Annotated in this window: 13 protein-coding genes; 8 read left to right on the top strand and 5 right to left on the bottom strand. The window is 67.2% G+C overall.

Features of this window, described 5'->3' with window-relative positions; translation table 11 throughout:
* Positions 1-64: 64 nt before the first annotated feature.
* A complete protein-coding gene (locus LG3211_RS22875) occupies positions 65-280 on the top strand; it encodes a transcriptional regulator (RefSeq protein ID WP_036110112.1) in 216 nt (71 codons plus the stop codon).
* 565 nt (positions 281-845) lie between these two features.
* On the opposite strand, the gene LG3211_RS22870 is transcribed toward LG3211_RS22875, so the two are convergent.
* Positions 846-1,709 (bottom strand): LysR family transcriptional regulator, encoded by an 864-nt coding sequence (locus LG3211_RS22870; protein ID WP_057944858.1) that lies wholly within the window; start codon positions 1,707-1,709, stop codon positions 846-848.
* Positions 1,710-1,839: 130 nt separating this feature from the next.
* On the opposite strand from LG3211_RS22870, the gene LG3211_RS22865 reads away from it, so the two are divergent.
* The gene (locus LG3211_RS22865; protein ID WP_057944857.1) at positions 1,840-2,247 is read left to right on the top strand and encodes a tautomerase family protein; all 408 of its coding nucleotides are present in this window, start codon (positions 1,840-1,842) and stop codon (positions 2,245-2,247) included.
* Between the two features lie 225 nt (positions 2,248-2,472).
* Here LG3211_RS22865 and gcvA read toward each other — a convergent pair whose 3' ends face one another.
* Positions 2,473-3,369: a transcriptional regulator GcvA gene (gcvA, locus tag LG3211_RS22860; RefSeq protein WP_057944856.1), complete on the bottom strand. Its 897-nt coding sequence runs from the start codon at positions 3,367-3,369 to the stop codon at positions 2,473-2,475.
* A gap of 133 nt (positions 3,370-3,502) precedes the next feature.
* Here gcvA and LG3211_RS22855 point away from each other — a divergent pair, with 133 nt between their 5' ends.
* The 4 genes from LG3211_RS22855 (at position 3,503) to LG3211_RS22840 (ending at position 6,628) form a co-directional block, all read left to right on the top strand.
* Entirely contained in the window at positions 3,503-4,195 is a 693-nt protein-coding gene (locus tag LG3211_RS22855) for an FMN-dependent NADH-azoreductase (RefSeq protein WP_057944855.1), read from the top strand.
* 218 nt (positions 4,196-4,413) lie between these two features.
* Positions 4,414-5,190, top strand: a complete 777-nt coding sequence (locus LG3211_RS22850) for a HipA family kinase (protein WP_057944854.1) — start codon at positions 4,414-4,416, stop codon at positions 5,188-5,190.
* Positions 5,168-5,569: a DUF3037 domain-containing protein gene (locus tag LG3211_RS22845; RefSeq protein WP_057944853.1), complete on the top strand. Its 402-nt coding sequence runs from the start codon at positions 5,168-5,170 to the stop codon at positions 5,567-5,569. The genes LG3211_RS22850 and LG3211_RS22845 overlap by 23 nt, the downstream gene beginning before the upstream one ends.
* Positions 5,570-5,722: 153 nt before the next feature.
* Positions 5,723-6,628, top strand: coding sequence for an EcsC family protein (locus tag LG3211_RS22840; RefSeq protein ID WP_057945687.1), 906 nt, complete (start codon positions 5,723-5,725; stop codon positions 6,626-6,628).
* A 98-nt stretch (positions 6,629-6,726) separates the two neighbouring features.
* Here LG3211_RS22840 and LG3211_RS22835 read toward each other — a convergent pair whose 3' ends face one another.
* From LG3211_RS22835 to LG3211_RS22825, 3 genes are all read right to left on the bottom strand, one after another.
* Complete coding sequence (locus LG3211_RS22835; RefSeq protein ID WP_148649110.1) at positions 6,727-8,442, bottom strand: hypothetical protein; 1,716 nt, start codon at positions 8,440-8,442, stop codon at positions 6,727-6,729.
* Between the two features lie 221 nt (positions 8,443-8,663).
* On the bottom strand, positions 8,664-9,974 hold the full coding sequence (locus LG3211_RS22830; protein ID WP_083512778.1) for a sensor histidine kinase: 1,311 nt from the start codon (positions 9,972-9,974) through the stop codon (positions 8,664-8,666).
* Positions 9,958-10,671: a response regulator transcription factor gene (locus LG3211_RS22825; RefSeq protein ID WP_057944851.1), complete on the bottom strand. Its 714-nt coding sequence runs from the start codon at positions 10,669-10,671 to the stop codon at positions 9,958-9,960. The genes LG3211_RS22830 and LG3211_RS22825 overlap by 17 nt, the downstream gene beginning before the upstream one ends.
* A 412-nt stretch (positions 10,672-11,083) precedes the next feature.
* Between LG3211_RS22825 and LG3211_RS22820 the strand changes: the two genes are divergently transcribed.
* Positions 11,084-11,812: a phosphatase PAP2 family protein gene (locus LG3211_RS22820; RefSeq protein ID WP_187313084.1), complete on the top strand. Its 729-nt coding sequence runs from the start codon at positions 11,084-11,086 to the stop codon at positions 11,810-11,812.
* On the top strand, positions 11,809-13,482 hold the full coding sequence (locus LG3211_RS22815) for a phosphoethanolamine transferase (RefSeq protein ID WP_057944849.1): 1,674 nt from the start codon (positions 11,809-11,811) through the stop codon (positions 13,480-13,482). Before LG3211_RS22820 ends, LG3211_RS22815 begins: the two co-directional genes overlap by 4 nt.
* Positions 13,483-13,783: the final 301 nt, after the last annotated feature.

Here is a 13,783-nt window from a genome sequence, read left to right as displayed (position 1 = left end):
CTTTGGCCGGATGGAAACAGCAACAAGGCCTTTTGATCAATTAAGTCAACACACGAGGTGTAAAATGAAAGAGACCCGGCGCCGAATGACCCTTAACCTGGCCGGTAGTGAAATGCAGTTCCTCGAAGAGCTGTGCGTGCGAAAAGGTGTCAGCAAGACCGCGGCGATCCGTCAGGCGCTGCGTCTGTATCAAGTGGTGGAAGACCGGGCCGACAAGGGCAAGAAAATGTTCTTCGTCGATAACAGCACCAAGGAACGCTCGGAACTGATGCTGCTCTGACCAAACACTCCGGTCCGTCGCATTCCGGAAGATGCGATGGGGTGGTAGCGATGTCGCCGCGGCCTGCTTGCAGCGGCCCGGCCGATTGAGTGAGGTATGTGTCGAACGCCGTTGCCATGCGCGGCGTGTGCAATGAATTTATCGGCGATCGCCGTGTTGAGGCGTTCGCCTTCGCGGGTGCCGGTGGGTATGCGCCAGGAGACCGATGTGTCCGCGATGCGGACCGGGTCGCTTAGAGTCTCTTCAAAGTCCCTGCTTCGGTTGCGGGGGATCTGCGCTTTGCTCGGCATTCCCGCGGAGGCGGGCTCCGCTCTATTTCGGCGAAGCCGAACATCCAGTGCCTTTTGTGCGAGAACGTTTGAAGTCGCTGGATTCCCGCGTTCGCGGGAATGACGGCCTGGAGAGATGACGCTGAAGTCTCTGGATGTTCGGCTTCGCCGAAATAGAGCGGAGCCCGCCTCCGCGGGAATGACGAGCAAAAAACGGAGCAACGCTCGCGTCGATCAACACGCGGCGTGATCGCGATCGTCTGCATCAAATCCGCGTGTCAACGCAATGACCCAGGTCAGCGAAAGAACGCCTGCAAAGCCGCTCCCGCTTCGTGCAAACCAGGCGGCGCATCGCCGGGCGGCAGCAACAGCCCGAAGCTGCAGCCAGGCAGTTTCGGCAGCCGGTTCGAACGTGCGATCGCCAGCCCCGGCCCGATCGCCGAAGCGTTGAGGCAGCCCAGGCCTAGCCCCGCGCGCAGGGCCGCCTGCACGCCGGCGACGCCGCTGCCGCTGTGGGCGATGCGATAACTCACGCGCTGATGCTGCAGTCGCCGCACCGCGGTCTGATGCAGGCTGCAGGTGGGCGGCAGCAGCACCAGCGGCAAGTCGGGCTCGCCGCGCAGATCCAGCCCCGGCGCGGCGACCCAGGACAAGGGCTCCTTGCGCAACACCGTCACGCGCGTCGGCGCGCGGCCGCGCTGGGCGCTGTCGACTTCCATCGTCAGTGCCAGGTCGTACAAACCGTCGGCGTGGCCGTGCGCCAGCACCGCGCTCTGGCCCATGCTGACCTGCAACCGCAGTTGCGGGCAGTGCCGGGCCAGATGCGCGAGCAGGCCGGCGATTTCGTCCGGACGGAAGTAGTCGCTGATCGCCAGGCGCACGTCGGTGCGCCGCAGCTCGTTGCGCACGTCGTGCAGGGCCAGTTCGCCCAGCGCGAGCATCTGCCGCGCATGACCGATCAGGCGTTCGCCGGCCGGCGTCAGTGCGACGCCGTTGCGCGAGCGCAGCAGCAACGGCGCCCCGGCCGACGCCTCCAGCTTCTGGATCTGTTCGCTGACCGCCGACTGCGAGCGGAACACGCGCCCGGCGCCGCCGGAGATGCTGCCGGCCTCGGCGACGGCGACGAAGGCCTTGAGTTGTTCGAGATCCAGGCTGCGCATGCGGGCTCCAGCTATCGGTTCGGCCGATGGATAGGTTCTGATCTTCCCGCTATTCCGATAGCCAGGGCAAGTCTAATCTGAGCCTGCATCCCGGGGCCGAGTCATGCCGGCCCGCCCAGAGTCCGCCGACATGCCGCATCTGAACCTGCAACTTTCCGGAACTCCCGACGCCGACCTCAGCCGCCGCGCCGCCGCCCTGATCGCCGATATCACCGTCGATGTGCTGGGCAAGCCGCGCGAGCTGATCGCGACCGCCGTGCACTACGTGGATCGCGCCCACTGGTTCATCGACGGGCGCTCGCTGGAGGATTGGGGCCGCAACGCCTTCCACCTCGATATCAGCATCACCGACGAGACCAATACCAAGGGCGAGAAGGCGCGCTACCTCGAACAAGTCCACGCCCAGCTGTCGGCCCTGATCGGCAACGTGCACGAAACCTCGTACATCTACGTCATCGACGCGCGAGCGGCCGCGTATGGCTACGGCGGACTGACCCAGGAGCGTCGTTATCAGCTGGCGCAGAACGCCAAAACGTAAGTCTGCCGGTATCGCGTCCAGATCGTTGCGCTCGCGAATGGCGGGCGCGACGGATGCCATAGGCGCTGCGCGCTGGCTTCGGCCGCGCATGGATCGATCGGCGATGGCGCCAGAATCACAGCGAGTGCGTACGCGCAGCGGGGACTGGAATCGCTGGCCATACGCGATCGCCGATCACACAGCCGCGATCGTCGCTCCAACCTTATGATCCGCTTCGCCGGTCGCTCATCCCGCGCCGGTAAACTCCGCCTGCATCCGCAACCAATCGCGCAACGCCGCCACCTCATCGCTCAACTCGCCTTCGCGATACACGAACCAGTGCGGATACCCCTCCAGCACCGGCCCGAACGGTTGCACCAGGGTGCCGGCGGCGAGGTCGTCGGCGACCAGGGCCAGGCTCAACAACGCCACGCCGTGGCCGGCGATCGCCGACTGGATCGCGTGGCTTTCGTCGGTGAAGCGCAGGCCGGCCTCGACATCGATGCCGTCCAGGCCTGCGCGCTCGCACCAGGCGCGCCAGCTCGGTGTGTCCAGGGTCGGATGGCGCCATTCCGAGTGCAGCAGCGCCTGCCCGCGCAAATCGCCCGGCTGCGTCAGCGCCAAACGCGGGCTGCACACCGGCGCGAAACGGTTTTCGATCAGGCGCTCGGCGATCAGGCCCGGATACGGCCCGCGTCCGTAGCGGATCGCCGCGTCGGCGACGCCGGCATGCAGATCGACCGGATCGTCGGAGGCGTGCAGGCGCAGGTCCAGGTCGGGGCAGGCCTGACGGAACGAGGCCACCCGCGGTACCAGCCACTTGGCCGTGAACGACAAGGTCGCCGACAGCGTGAGCGCGCGGCGCTGCGAACGCACCGCCAGCTCGGCGATCGCCTCCGCGAAGGCATCGAAACCCTTGCGCAACACCGGGTAGAGCCGCTCGGCCGCGGCGGTCAGCGCCACCCGCCGGGTCTGGCGCTCGAACAGGCGCACACCGATCTGTTCTTCCAGGGCGCGGATCTGATGGCTGATCGCGGTCGGCGTCACCGACAGCTCTTCGGCGGCGCGCTTGAAGCTTTGCAGGCGCGCGGCCGCCTCGAATGCGCGCAGGGCGCCCAGCGGGGGCAGTCGGCGTCCGGGCATGGATGAGTCATACTCACTTATCGGCTGAGGAATCAGAGTTTGTGCCCTGATTGACGGGGTTTCAACATGGCGAGCATGCCCCGGCACCCACTTCAGCCGATCAGGGCTCATCCATAACCTGCCGAGACCCGTCATGACCCGCCTGCTCCATATCGATTCCAGCGCCCGCTCCGGCGGCTCCGACCGCCAGCCCCACGGTTCCCACAGCCGCCGCCTCAGCGCCCGCTTCGTGCAGCGCTGGCGCGAACTCGACCCCGGCGCCGAGGTCGTCGTGCGCGATGTCGGCCTGCATCCGCCGACGCCGGTCACCGGCGGCTGGATCCATGCCGCCTTCACCCCCGAGGCCAAGCGCGAGGCCTGGATGCGCGACACGCTGGCCGAAAGCGACCGCCTGATCGACGAATTGCTCGCCGCGGACGTAATCGTCGCCGGCGTGCCGATGTACAACTTCGGCATGCCGGCGCAATTCAAGGCCTGGATCGACAACGTCGTGCGGGTCGGACGCACCTTCGGTTTCGATCGCTCGCGCGAGGGCGAACCGTACTGGCCGCTGCTCGCCGATGCCGGCAAGCGCCTGGTGCTGCTCAGCTCGCGCGGCGATTACGGCTACGGCGCGGGCGAGCGGCTGGAAGCGATGAATCACGTCGAGCCGGGAGTGCTGACGCCGATGCGTTACCTCGGCATCACCCAGTCGCATTCGGTCGCGATCGAGTACGACGAATTCGGCGGCGAGCGCCTGCAAGCCTCGATCGAGCGTGCCGAAGGCGAGGTCGATGCGCTGGTCGGGCGGCTGGTGGGTGAGGGCGAGGTGCGCGCGGCGGCCTGAGCATTCGCGCCGGCGGCAAGGTTGGACGTCGAACGCCGGCGATCCAGGCCGATGGCCGTTATCGCTGCGACGCTGCGCACGTCGCATCGTTTCGTGCCGGCCGCATGCGCCCGCTCCTGCGCCGGCCCCTTCCGCTTTGCCCGCCCGCGACCTAATGTGTGCGGCCTGAGCGCAGGTTTTTCGCCGCGCTTCCCGCTTCGTCGCAGGCCCGGATCGTGTTGAGGACCGTCACCGCCACCCGCTATGTCACGCCGCTGCGCGAAGGCGGATCGTTGCCGGCCGTGGTCGAGGCCGACGACGAAGGCCTGTACGTGATGAAGTTCCGCGGCGCCGGCCAGGGCCGCAAGGCGTTGATCGCGGAGATCGTCGCCGGCGAACTGGCGCGGCATCTGCAACTGCCGGTACCGGAGATCGTGCTGATCGAACTCGACGCCGATATGGCGCGGACCGAGCCCGATCCGGAAATCCAGCACCTGATCCGCGCCAGCGCCGGGCTCAATCTCGCGCTCGACTATCTGCCCGGCTCGGTCAATTACGATCCGCTGGTGGACCGGCCCGATGCGCAGCTGGCTTCGCGCATCGTCTGGTTCGATGCGCTGGTGACCAATGTCGATCGCACCGCGCGCAACACCAACATGTTGCTGTGGCATCGGCGGCTGACCCTGATCGATCACGGCGCGGCCCTGTATTTCCATCACGACTGGGCCAACGCCGCGCATGCCGCCGCGAGCCGCTTCGTGCCGGTCAAAGACCACGTGCTGTTGCCGCTGGCCAGCGAGATCGCGCAGGTCGATGCGCAGATGGCCGAACTTGTCACGCCGGAACTGGTGGCGTCGATCGTCGGCTTGGTGCCCGATTCGTGGTTGACCGACGAGCCCGGTTTCAGCGACGCCGGCGAACATCGCCGCGCCTATGCCGACTATCTCAATCGCCGCGTCGCCTCGCCGCGCGCCTTCCTCGAGGAGGCGATCCATGCCCGCTCGCTCCAGCTATGACTATGCGGTGATCCGCGTGGTGCCGCGGGTCGAACGCGAAGAGTTCGTCAACGTCGGCGTGCTGGTGTCGTGCCCGCAGGCCAAGCTGCTGGTCGCCGGCATCGAGCTCGATCCCGATCGCTTGCACGCGCTCGATCCCAGCACCGACATCGAAGCGGTGCGCCTGCACCTGCAGGCGATCGAACGCATCTGCCAGGGCGGTCGCGACTCCGGTCCGATCGGGCAATTGCCGGAGCGCGCGCGTTTCCACTGGCTCACCGCCAAGCGCAGCTCGATCATCCAGATGTCGCCGGTGCACACCGGCCGCTGCCTGCAGCCCGAGGGCATCGTCGAGCATCTGCTGGAGCGGATGGTGCGGGTGGCCAAGCCGCGCAGCTAGCCGCTTGCGGCCAGGCTGGCTTCGGCCTATTCGCCTGCGCCGCCGCCCTTAACGAAACGGCGGCGATCGCGCCGCGGCAACTTGTCGCCGCCCCGGCCCGCCCCTATGTTGCACACAGTCGCGGCGCGGGCCGTCGAGAGCGAGGCGAACCTGATGCGGCAAGAACCATCGAACGAGCAGGCGGACGCGCAGCGCATCTTGAACGACGCCCAGGACCGCGCCGACCTCAAGCGCGCGGTGGCGTTGCTGGAAACGCCGTCGATCACCGCGCGCATGGCGGCGCTGGCCGGCGCGCCGATCGAGTTCGGTATGTCCAAACTGCCGAACTTCGCCCACAGCCGCATCCAGAAGACCGTGCACTCGGCCCTGCACAAAGCCGCCTCGGCGGCGCTGTGGACGGTGAAGGACGTGCCCAGCAAGGGCTCTTCGACCAAGACGCACAAACTGGCCGCGGCGGTGTCCGGCGCGGCCGGCGGACTGTTCGGCATCGCCGGATTGGCGGTCGAACTGCCGGTGACCACGGTGATCATGATGCGCTCGGTCGCCGACATCGCCCGCAGCGAAGGCTTTTCGGTCTCCGACCCGTGGGTGCAGGCCGCGTGCGTGGAAGTGTTCGCCTTCGGCGGCAACAGCAAGGACGACGACGCCTCCGAGTCGGGCTACTACGCATCGCGCGGCGTGTTGTCGGAGCTGACCAAGAACGCGACGAAAGAACTGGTGCATATCGTCGGCCACCGCGGCGCCGAACAGGTCACCCATGCCTACGCCAAGAAACAGGCGGCGTCGTGGCTGGCCAAGCTGATCGACGCGGTGGCCACGCGTTTCGGCGTGATCATCACCGAGAAGACCGCCGCGCAGATCGTGCCGGTGCTGGGCGCGGCGACCGCGGCGACGATGAATGTGCTGTTCACCAATCACTACCAGGACATGGCGCGCGGCCATTTCATCGTCAAGCGGCTGGAGCAAAAATACGGCGCCGAACCGGTCGAGCGCGCGTACCGCGAGCTCAAGAGCGGCGTGCCGGCGTTGGTGCCCGGCAAGGTGGATGGCACGGCCTAGGTAGCGCAGCGCGGGCCGTGCGTGTGTATGGCTCGATCCGGGCGCGCCCGCAGTATGCAATCCGCCGCCGCTCAGCCCATCCGGCGCGCGGCGTGGCGTCAGCGGCCGCTCAACAACTCCACCGTGATCGCACACGGCCGTTTCGGACTCGGGTCGTAGCCGATCGTCATTGCGTTCTCATCGGTACGCGCCTCATGAACTTCGCCCGTGCACAGCCTGATCCGGTACGGGGTTCCGGTAGCGCGGCGATGGCCGCTGCTCCAGATAATCAACCCGTCCTTGAGCGAGTCCAGGCGCTTGGAATCGGTCACCTCGCGCCCGGAAAATTCTTCGAGAGGGCCGCTTAATTCGGCCGGCGTCCGATAGCGCCGGACCAGGCCGATCAGATCGGTTTCGATCGGCAGGTCGGTTCGCACGAACGCCGTGCGTCCGTGCCGGTCGGTCACGCCGGCCAGGGTGGCGATGCGTTTGCCCGCATCGACGCCATCGCTTTTCACGTTGATTCCCAGCGAATACGCCGTCATCGGCATCGCCGCGCGAGTGACCGGGTCCTTGAGCACGAAACCGCAACCCTGGGCGCCGTGGCCGACGATCGACTGGCCTTCGCCGGGCGAGGCCGAACAAAAATAGTTCGAGGTTCTGCGGGCGAACGCTGGATCGTCGCTGCTGTACTCGGCGACCGGTGGTGCCGGCACGGGATCGAGCTTCAGCGGCACCGCATCGGCCAGCACCTTGCAGCCGATGAGTCGGGGCGTGCTCTTGTGGGTCTTCTCCGAGGTCAGCATCACGACCATCGATGCGGTGTAGGAGCTCCACTCGCACGAGACGCTCGGCGAGGCGGCGGAGAACGTCGAGTATCCGATGCTCGCGCGGTCGAACACGAACTCGCCCTGCGGCTTGGGGATATCGCTGAGCACCCGCCACAGACCGGGGGCGCGCCCGGGCTGTCGTAACACTCGCTCGAATTTCTTCGTGCCCGGAGCACGGGCCGAAGGGTTGGCGTCGCTGGCGAAGTACAGCGAATACTTGTGCTGTTGCAGCGCTTGCGGGATGGCGCGGGCACCGCCAGCCAGCACTTCCGCCAGGGTGATGCACAAGCTGTCTTCGCAGTTGTCGTCGCGGCGGATGAACAACCAGAGTTTGTCCGCATCCTGCAGCAGCAGCGAGGCGTTGCCCATCAGGGCGGCTTGCGGAAACGATACTTTCGCCAGCAGCCGTTCGTGGACTGTGTCCGCAGGCGTGCCCTGATAGGCCAGTTGGCCTTCCGGCGGCAACCACACGAACCAGGCGTTGGAGTCGTCTGAGGTCGAAAACGACCCGATGAAACGATCCCGGGTATTGCGTTGCCCGATCAGGGGCTTGGCATAATTCGTCGCGCCCGATTGCAGGTTCGGCAGCGAGAAGGATGCTCCGCCTGCGGCGAGATTGGCGATGCTCAACGGCTGCTGGTTCGCGAGCTGGGTCATCGACCAGCCCGCGGGCCGAAGCAGCAGCGAGACCGACGACGATCGGCAACTTTCCACATCGGTCTTCGCCGAGCCGCCGCAATCCTTCACCGCATGCACTTCCGCATCGCTGCCCAGATCCAGCAGCTTCATCTGCGCCAGCTGCTGCGTGCGCGAGTCACGGGAAACGTTCGGAATCAGAACCGGCGGAACGCAGGCGGTCAGACATAACGAGACAGCCAGCGCGGCGAGCCGGAAGCACGCGATGCGGGCGTGGCGTGCGGCAGCGCCGGGAAGGGATGTGTGCGTCGGGTCGGCGACGACGCGTTCCGGATCGGGCCGCGTCATGCCGTGGGAATGCTGGGCCATGACGTCCTCTCCTTGACGTGCTGTCTCGCGGTCGAGACCCGGTGGCGTGCATAACTAACATGAATCGACGGGCGTATCCACGCAGCGGATTCCCGGCGTTCGCCGCCGCCGTGGCCCGATCGATCAAACGATCGCTATCGCCGCGTTTTCACCCGGCAGTGAGCGCGATCGGCTCGGCGCGGTGCCGCGCGCGATGCCGTCGTTCGAAAGCGATCGGCGATCTAGACCGAACTGCGCAGCACCAGGGTCGTGCGCGTGCCGCGCTCGGTCGCATCGAAGCGCAGGCTCCAGCCCAGGTGCTCGCACAGGCGCGAGATCAGGTCCAGGCCGATGCCGCCGCCGCCGCGTCCGCCGCGGGCGACGCGGGTGTAGAGCGCGCTGATCTCTTCCGGGGTCATGCCGTGGCCGGGGTCTTCGATCACCAAGGTCGCATCGGCTTCGAGGCGGATCGCGATTTCGCCGCGGTCGCTGTTCTCGATGGCGTTGCGCAGCAGGTTGCCGATCGCCGCCTGCACGATCTGCAGCGGCGCGACGATCTGGCAATGCGGCATCGGCGCCAGCGACAGGGCCAGGTCCTTGTCGCGGGTCAGATGGCGATGGTCTTCGACGATTTCCGGCAGCAGCTGATCCAGCGCGAAGCGGTCGCTGCTGCGGGTCAGGCGCTCGGGATCCTTCGCCAGCACCAGCAGCAGCGAGATCAATTGCTCGACATCGCGGGCGGTGCGGCGGATGCGGTCGAGCTGGTGGCGCGTGCCTTGTGGCAGGTCGTCCGCGTCCAGGGCGATTTCGGTGGCGCCGGCGATCACCGCGATCGGCGTGCGCAGTTCATGGCTGGCGCTGTCGATGAAGGCGCGCTCGCGCTCGACGAAACGGTCGTTGCGCTCGACGTAGTCGTTGACCGCGTCGGCGATCACCACCAGTTCCGAGCTGGCCGCTTCCGGCACTTCCACGCGCTGGCCGGCGCGGTTGGGCTGCAGGTTGCCGATGCGTTCGGCCATGTTGCTCAGCGGCCGCACCAGCCGGCGCACGCCCCAGCCGATCACCACGCACAGCAGCAACAAGGTGGTGATGGCCGAGCCGGCGATGGTCAGGGCCAGGTCGAACTCGCGATGCTCCATGTCGTCGATGTCCAGCGCCAGCGTGAGCCGGCGGCCGTCCACCTCGCGCACCAGCACCACGTGTTCCACGCCGTTGTAGCCGACTTCGTCGTGGATGCCCGGCGACAGGCCGCGCAATTCCGGCGGCGGCGGCCGGGTGGCGTCGTCGTACAGGCTCAGTGCTAGGGTGTCGGTCCAGCGGTAATCCGCGTCGATGCGGCTGCGCTCGACGAAGTGGTCGAGCTCGGTGTCCATCAAGGATGTCCACACCAGATGCTCGGCGTGCTCGTTGACGATGACGCCTTGCACCACCACCGCGATCGACAGCAGCGCGGTATAGCCGAACAAGCCCAGCAGGATGCGCTGGCGCAGGCTTGAGCGCGTCTTGCGCCCGGGCTTGGACTTGTCGGGCGGGGACTCAGCCGGCGTCGCCATCGTGTCCGCGTTCTGCTGCTTCGGCCGGCACGGCCAGACGGTATCCCACCCGCGGCAGCGTCTGGATCAGCTTGACCGGGTAGGGCCCGTCCACCGCGCGGCGCAGTTCGTAGATATGCGAGCGCAGCATGTCGCCGTCGGGCGGGCTGTCGCCCCACAGGGCATGCTCCAGGCGCTCGCGCGTGACCGCGCCGGGGCTGGATTGCAGCAGCACTTCCAGCAGTTTGCGGCAGGCCGGGTACAGGTGCAGGGCGCGGCCGCCGCGGCTGACTTCCAGCGTGGTCAGATCGAGCTTGAGATCGGCGACCTGCAACACCCGGCTGCGGCCGCGGCCGGCGGCGCGGGCGGCCAGCGCTTCCAGGCGCACTTCCAGTTCGGGCAGGGCGAAGGGCTTGGTCAGGTAGTCGTCGGCGCCGGCGCGGAAGCCGGCGATCTTGTCCGGCAGTTCGTCGCGGGCGGTCAGCATCAGCACCGGCACGTCCGAGCCGGCTTCTTCGCGCAGGCTGCGCAGCACTTCGCGGCCGTCCAGGCGCGGCAGCATCCAGTCCAGCACGATCGCGTCGTAGCGCTGGGTCACCGCCAGGTGCAGGCCGGTGGGACCGTCGGGCGCCGCGTCGAGGGTGTAGCCGCGCGCTTCGAAGTAATCGAAGAGATTGGCGACCAGATTGCGATTGTCTTCCACCACCAGCAGGCGCATGCGCCGGTTTCTCCCGCCGCTAGGCGCGGCATAGCGATATTGCCCCATTCGCGTGCCGCGCAGGGCGTCGGGTGGGCTGCCCCAGCCCAAACCGAGAGCCTGCCGGCCACGCCGTCGGAACCTTGTCGGAATCGGGCGGCGCTTGGGCCGCGCCGGGCCGGTTCCGTGCCGCCGGCTGAACGGCGCGAGCGATCCGGCTTCGCAAGCGGCTGCTTTAACGAAGCCCCAACTCGGCTCCGACCGCTCTCCGACAGTGGGGTTTCGATCATCGCCGCAGCCCGGTTTGGCGCTGCCTCAGGCATCGCGCGGGCCGTCCGCCGCCTTCCGAGCCGCTCTTGCGATGAATTTCCCTGCTTCCTGGCCCCGCCCGTCGGTGGCCGCGTCTTCCCACTTGCCCGGTTTCGCCCCGGGCATGACGGCGCGCCGTTTTCTGCTGGGCCATGCGCTGTGGCCGTTGGCGGCGCTGCTGGCGCTGTCGCTGCTGAGCATGGGCCTGGGCGGCGATTTCTGGCTCGCGGATCGTTTCTATGCCTGGGAAGGCGGACGCTGGGCCTTGCAGAACTCGTTCCTGACCGAACACCTGATCCATCGTTTCGGCCGCGACGCCAGCACCGCCGCATGGTTGGGCGTGTTCGCGTTCTGGCTGTTCGCGCGCATGCGCCCGGCGCTGAGCGAATGGCGCCGGCCGCTGGCGTTCCTGCTTATGTCCACGCTGCTGGCGGTGATGATGGCTTCGGGGCTGAAGTCGCTGACCAACATGGACTGCCCCTGGGACCTGAGCCGCTACGGCGGCGCCAACGCTTACTTCGGCCTGCTCGACGCGCGCCCGGCGGGACTGGTGCGCGGCATCTGCTTCCCGGCCGGTCACGCCAGCGCGGGTTACTCCTGGGTCGCGTTGTACTTCTTCTTTCTGTTCGTGCAGCCGCGGTTGCGCTGGGCCGGGCTAGCGATCGGCCTGGGCCTGGGGCTGCTGTTCGGTGTGTCGCAGCAATTGCGCGGCGCGCATTTTCTCTCGCACGACGTGTGGACGCTGGGAATCAGCTGGTTCGTCGCGCTCGCCCTGTATCTGACGATGGCGCGGCGCGAGGCGCCGGCGACGGCGCCGGCCGCGGTGCCGCTATTGCGGAGCGCCGGCCGATGAACGTCGCGACCCGCGTTCAACCGCGTTGGCCGGCCTGGTTCGCCTATCGACCGCAGGCGCGCGTGGAGACCATCATCGCGCTGGCCAGCCTGTTCTTCGCCACCTTCGCCAACAATGCGTTCTGGCGCGCGGCGTCGGCGGCGGGTGCGATGAGCACCGCGCACGGCGTCTGGGTAGCGGTGTGCATGTACGTGGCGATCGTGGCGATCACCATGCTGCTGCTCGGCCTGTTGCTCAATCGCTGGACGGTGAAGCCCCTGCTGACGGTGCTGCTGCTGGTGACCGCGGGCGCGGCCCACTTCATGAGCCAGTACGGCATCTACCTGGACACGGGCATGGTCCGCAACGTGCTCCAGTCCGACGGCAAGGAATCGCGCGAACTGGTCACCGCCGGGTTGATCCTGCCGATGCTGCTGTACGGCGTGCTGCCCGCGCTGCTGTTGTGGCGGGTGAGGCTGGTGGTGGCGCCGCTGGGCCGTTCGGTCCTGCTGCGTCTGGGGTTGCTGGCGGCGTCGCTCCTGGTCGCCGGCCTGGCCTTGATGGGCTCGTTCCAGGACATTTCCGCGTTGTTGCGCAATCACAAGGAAATCCGTCATCTGGTGACGCCGGCGAACTATCTGGTGTCGCTGACCCGTGTCGCGCTGGACGATTCGGCCTCGAAAGTGCGCGGACGCACGCCCATCGGCACCGACGCGCGCATGGCCGCGCGCCCGGCGGCGAGCAAGCCGCGCCTGCTGGTGATCGTGGTCGGCGAAACCGTGCGCGCGCAGAACTGGGGCTTGAACGGCTATGAGCGCCAGACCACGCCGGAGCTCGCGCGCATCGCGCCGGTGAACTTCCCCGACATGACCGCCTGCGGCAGCAGCACCGAAGTGTCGGTGCCGTGCATGTTCTCGCCCTATGGCCGCGAGAACTACGACAAGGACCGCATCCAGGGCTCGGAGTCGCTGCTCAACGTGCTGGAGTACGCCGGCATCCAGACCTTGTGGCGCGACAACCAGACCGGTTGCAAGAACGTGTGCAAGGGCCTGCCGTTCGAGTCGTTCGAACACGGCACCGATCCGAAGTTCTGCACCTCCGAGGGTTGCTTCGACGAAGTCATGCTGGGCGGCCTGCGCGAGAAGATCGACGCCAGGCCCGGCGATGCGGTAGTGGTGCTGCACCAGTTGGGCAACCATGGCCCGAGCTATTACCAGCGCTACCCGCAACGCCTGCGCCGCTACCGCCCGACCTGCGATACCAGCGAGCTGGGCCAGTGCAGCCGCGAGCAGATCGTCAACGCCTACGACAACGCGGTATTGGCCACGGACGATTTCCTGGCCCGCACCATCCGTTATCTGGCCCAGGACACTTCGCGCGATACGGCGATGATCTATCTGTCCGATCACGGCGAATCGCTGGGCGAGAACGGCCTGTACCTGCACGGCGTGCCGTATTCGATCGCGCCCAAGACCCAGACCCGGGTGCCGATGGTGATGTGGTTCTCGCCGGGCTTCAGCGCCTCGCGCGGGCTCGACGTGCAATGCCTGCGCAAGCAAGCCGCGCGCCCGGCCAGTCAGGACAACCTGTTCCACTCCGTACTGGGGCTGATGCAGGTGGAGACCGGTGTGTATCAGAAGCGGCTGGATTTGTTCGCGCCGTGCGATGGCGGGGCTGTGGCGAAGGGTTAAGAGCTGGCTCGGAGTCGCTTGTTGTTTCCGCGAAGGCGGGCTCCGCTTTACTTCGGCGGAGCCGAACATCCAGAGACTTCAGCGCCATCCCTCCAGACCGTCATTCCCGCGAAGGCGGGCTCCGCTTTACTTCGGCGGAGCCGAACATCCAGAGCCTTCAGCGTCATCCCCCAGACCGTCATTCCCGCGAACGCGGGCTCCGCTTTACTTCGGCGGAGCCGAACATCCAGAGCCTTCAGCGTCATCCCCCAGACCGTCATTCCCGCGAACGCGGGAATCCAGCGACTTCAAAGGTTCTCGC

Origin of the sequence: Lysobacter gummosus, assembly GCF_001442805.1 — a bacterium.
In the GTDB taxonomy this organism is placed as follows: domain Bacteria; phylum Pseudomonadota; class Gammaproteobacteria; order Xanthomonadales; family Xanthomonadaceae; genus Lysobacter; species Lysobacter gummosus.
The sequence above is the reverse complement of the archived record's forward strand: the minus strand, read 5'-3'. Positions and strand labels throughout refer to the sequence as shown.

Bases quoted from the DNA above. Each gene is read 5' to 3' on its own strand.
- LG3211_RS22855 (WP_057944855.1), top strand. From the start codon at position 3,503: ATGACCCGCCTGCTCCATATCGATTCCAGCGCCCGCTCCGGCGGCTCC.
- LG3211_RS22840 (WP_057945687.1), top strand. From the start codon at position 5,723: ATGCGGCAAGAACCATCGAACGAGCAGGCGGACGCGCAGCGCATCTTG.
- LG3211_RS22815 (WP_057944849.1), top strand. From the start codon at position 11,809: ATGAACGTCGCGACCCGCGTTCAACCGCGTTGGCCGGCCTGGTTCGCC.
- LG3211_RS22830 (WP_083512778.1), bottom strand. From the start codon at position 9,974: ATGGCGACGCCGGCTGAGTCCCCGCCCGACAAGTCCAAGCCCGGGCGC.
- LG3211_RS22820 (WP_187313084.1), top strand. From the start codon at position 11,084: ATGACGGCGCGCCGTTTTCTGCTGGGCCATGCGCTGTGGCCGTTGGCG.
- gcvA (WP_057944856.1), bottom strand. From the start codon at position 3,369: ATGCCCGGACGCCGACTGCCCCCGCTGGGCGCCCTGCGCGCATTCGAG.
- LG3211_RS22835 (WP_148649110.1), bottom strand. From the start codon at position 8,442: ATGGCCCAGCATTCCCACGGCATGACGCGGCCCGATCCGGAACGCGTC.
- LG3211_RS22875 (WP_036110112.1), top strand. From the start codon at position 65: ATGAAAGAGACCCGGCGCCGAATGACCCTTAACCTGGCCGGTAGTGAA.
- LG3211_RS22865 (WP_057944857.1), top strand. From the start codon at position 1,840: ATGCCGCATCTGAACCTGCAACTTTCCGGAACTCCCGACGCCGACCTC.
- LG3211_RS22870 (WP_057944858.1), bottom strand. From the start codon at position 1,709: ATGCGCAGCCTGGATCTCGAACAACTCAAGGCCTTCGTCGCCGTCGCC.
- LG3211_RS22845 (WP_057944853.1), top strand. From the start codon at position 5,168: ATGCCCGCTCGCTCCAGCTATGACTATGCGGTGATCCGCGTGGTGCCG.
- LG3211_RS22825 (WP_057944851.1), bottom strand. From the start codon at position 10,671: ATGCGCCTGCTGGTGGTGGAAGACAATCGCAATCTGGTCGCCAATCTC.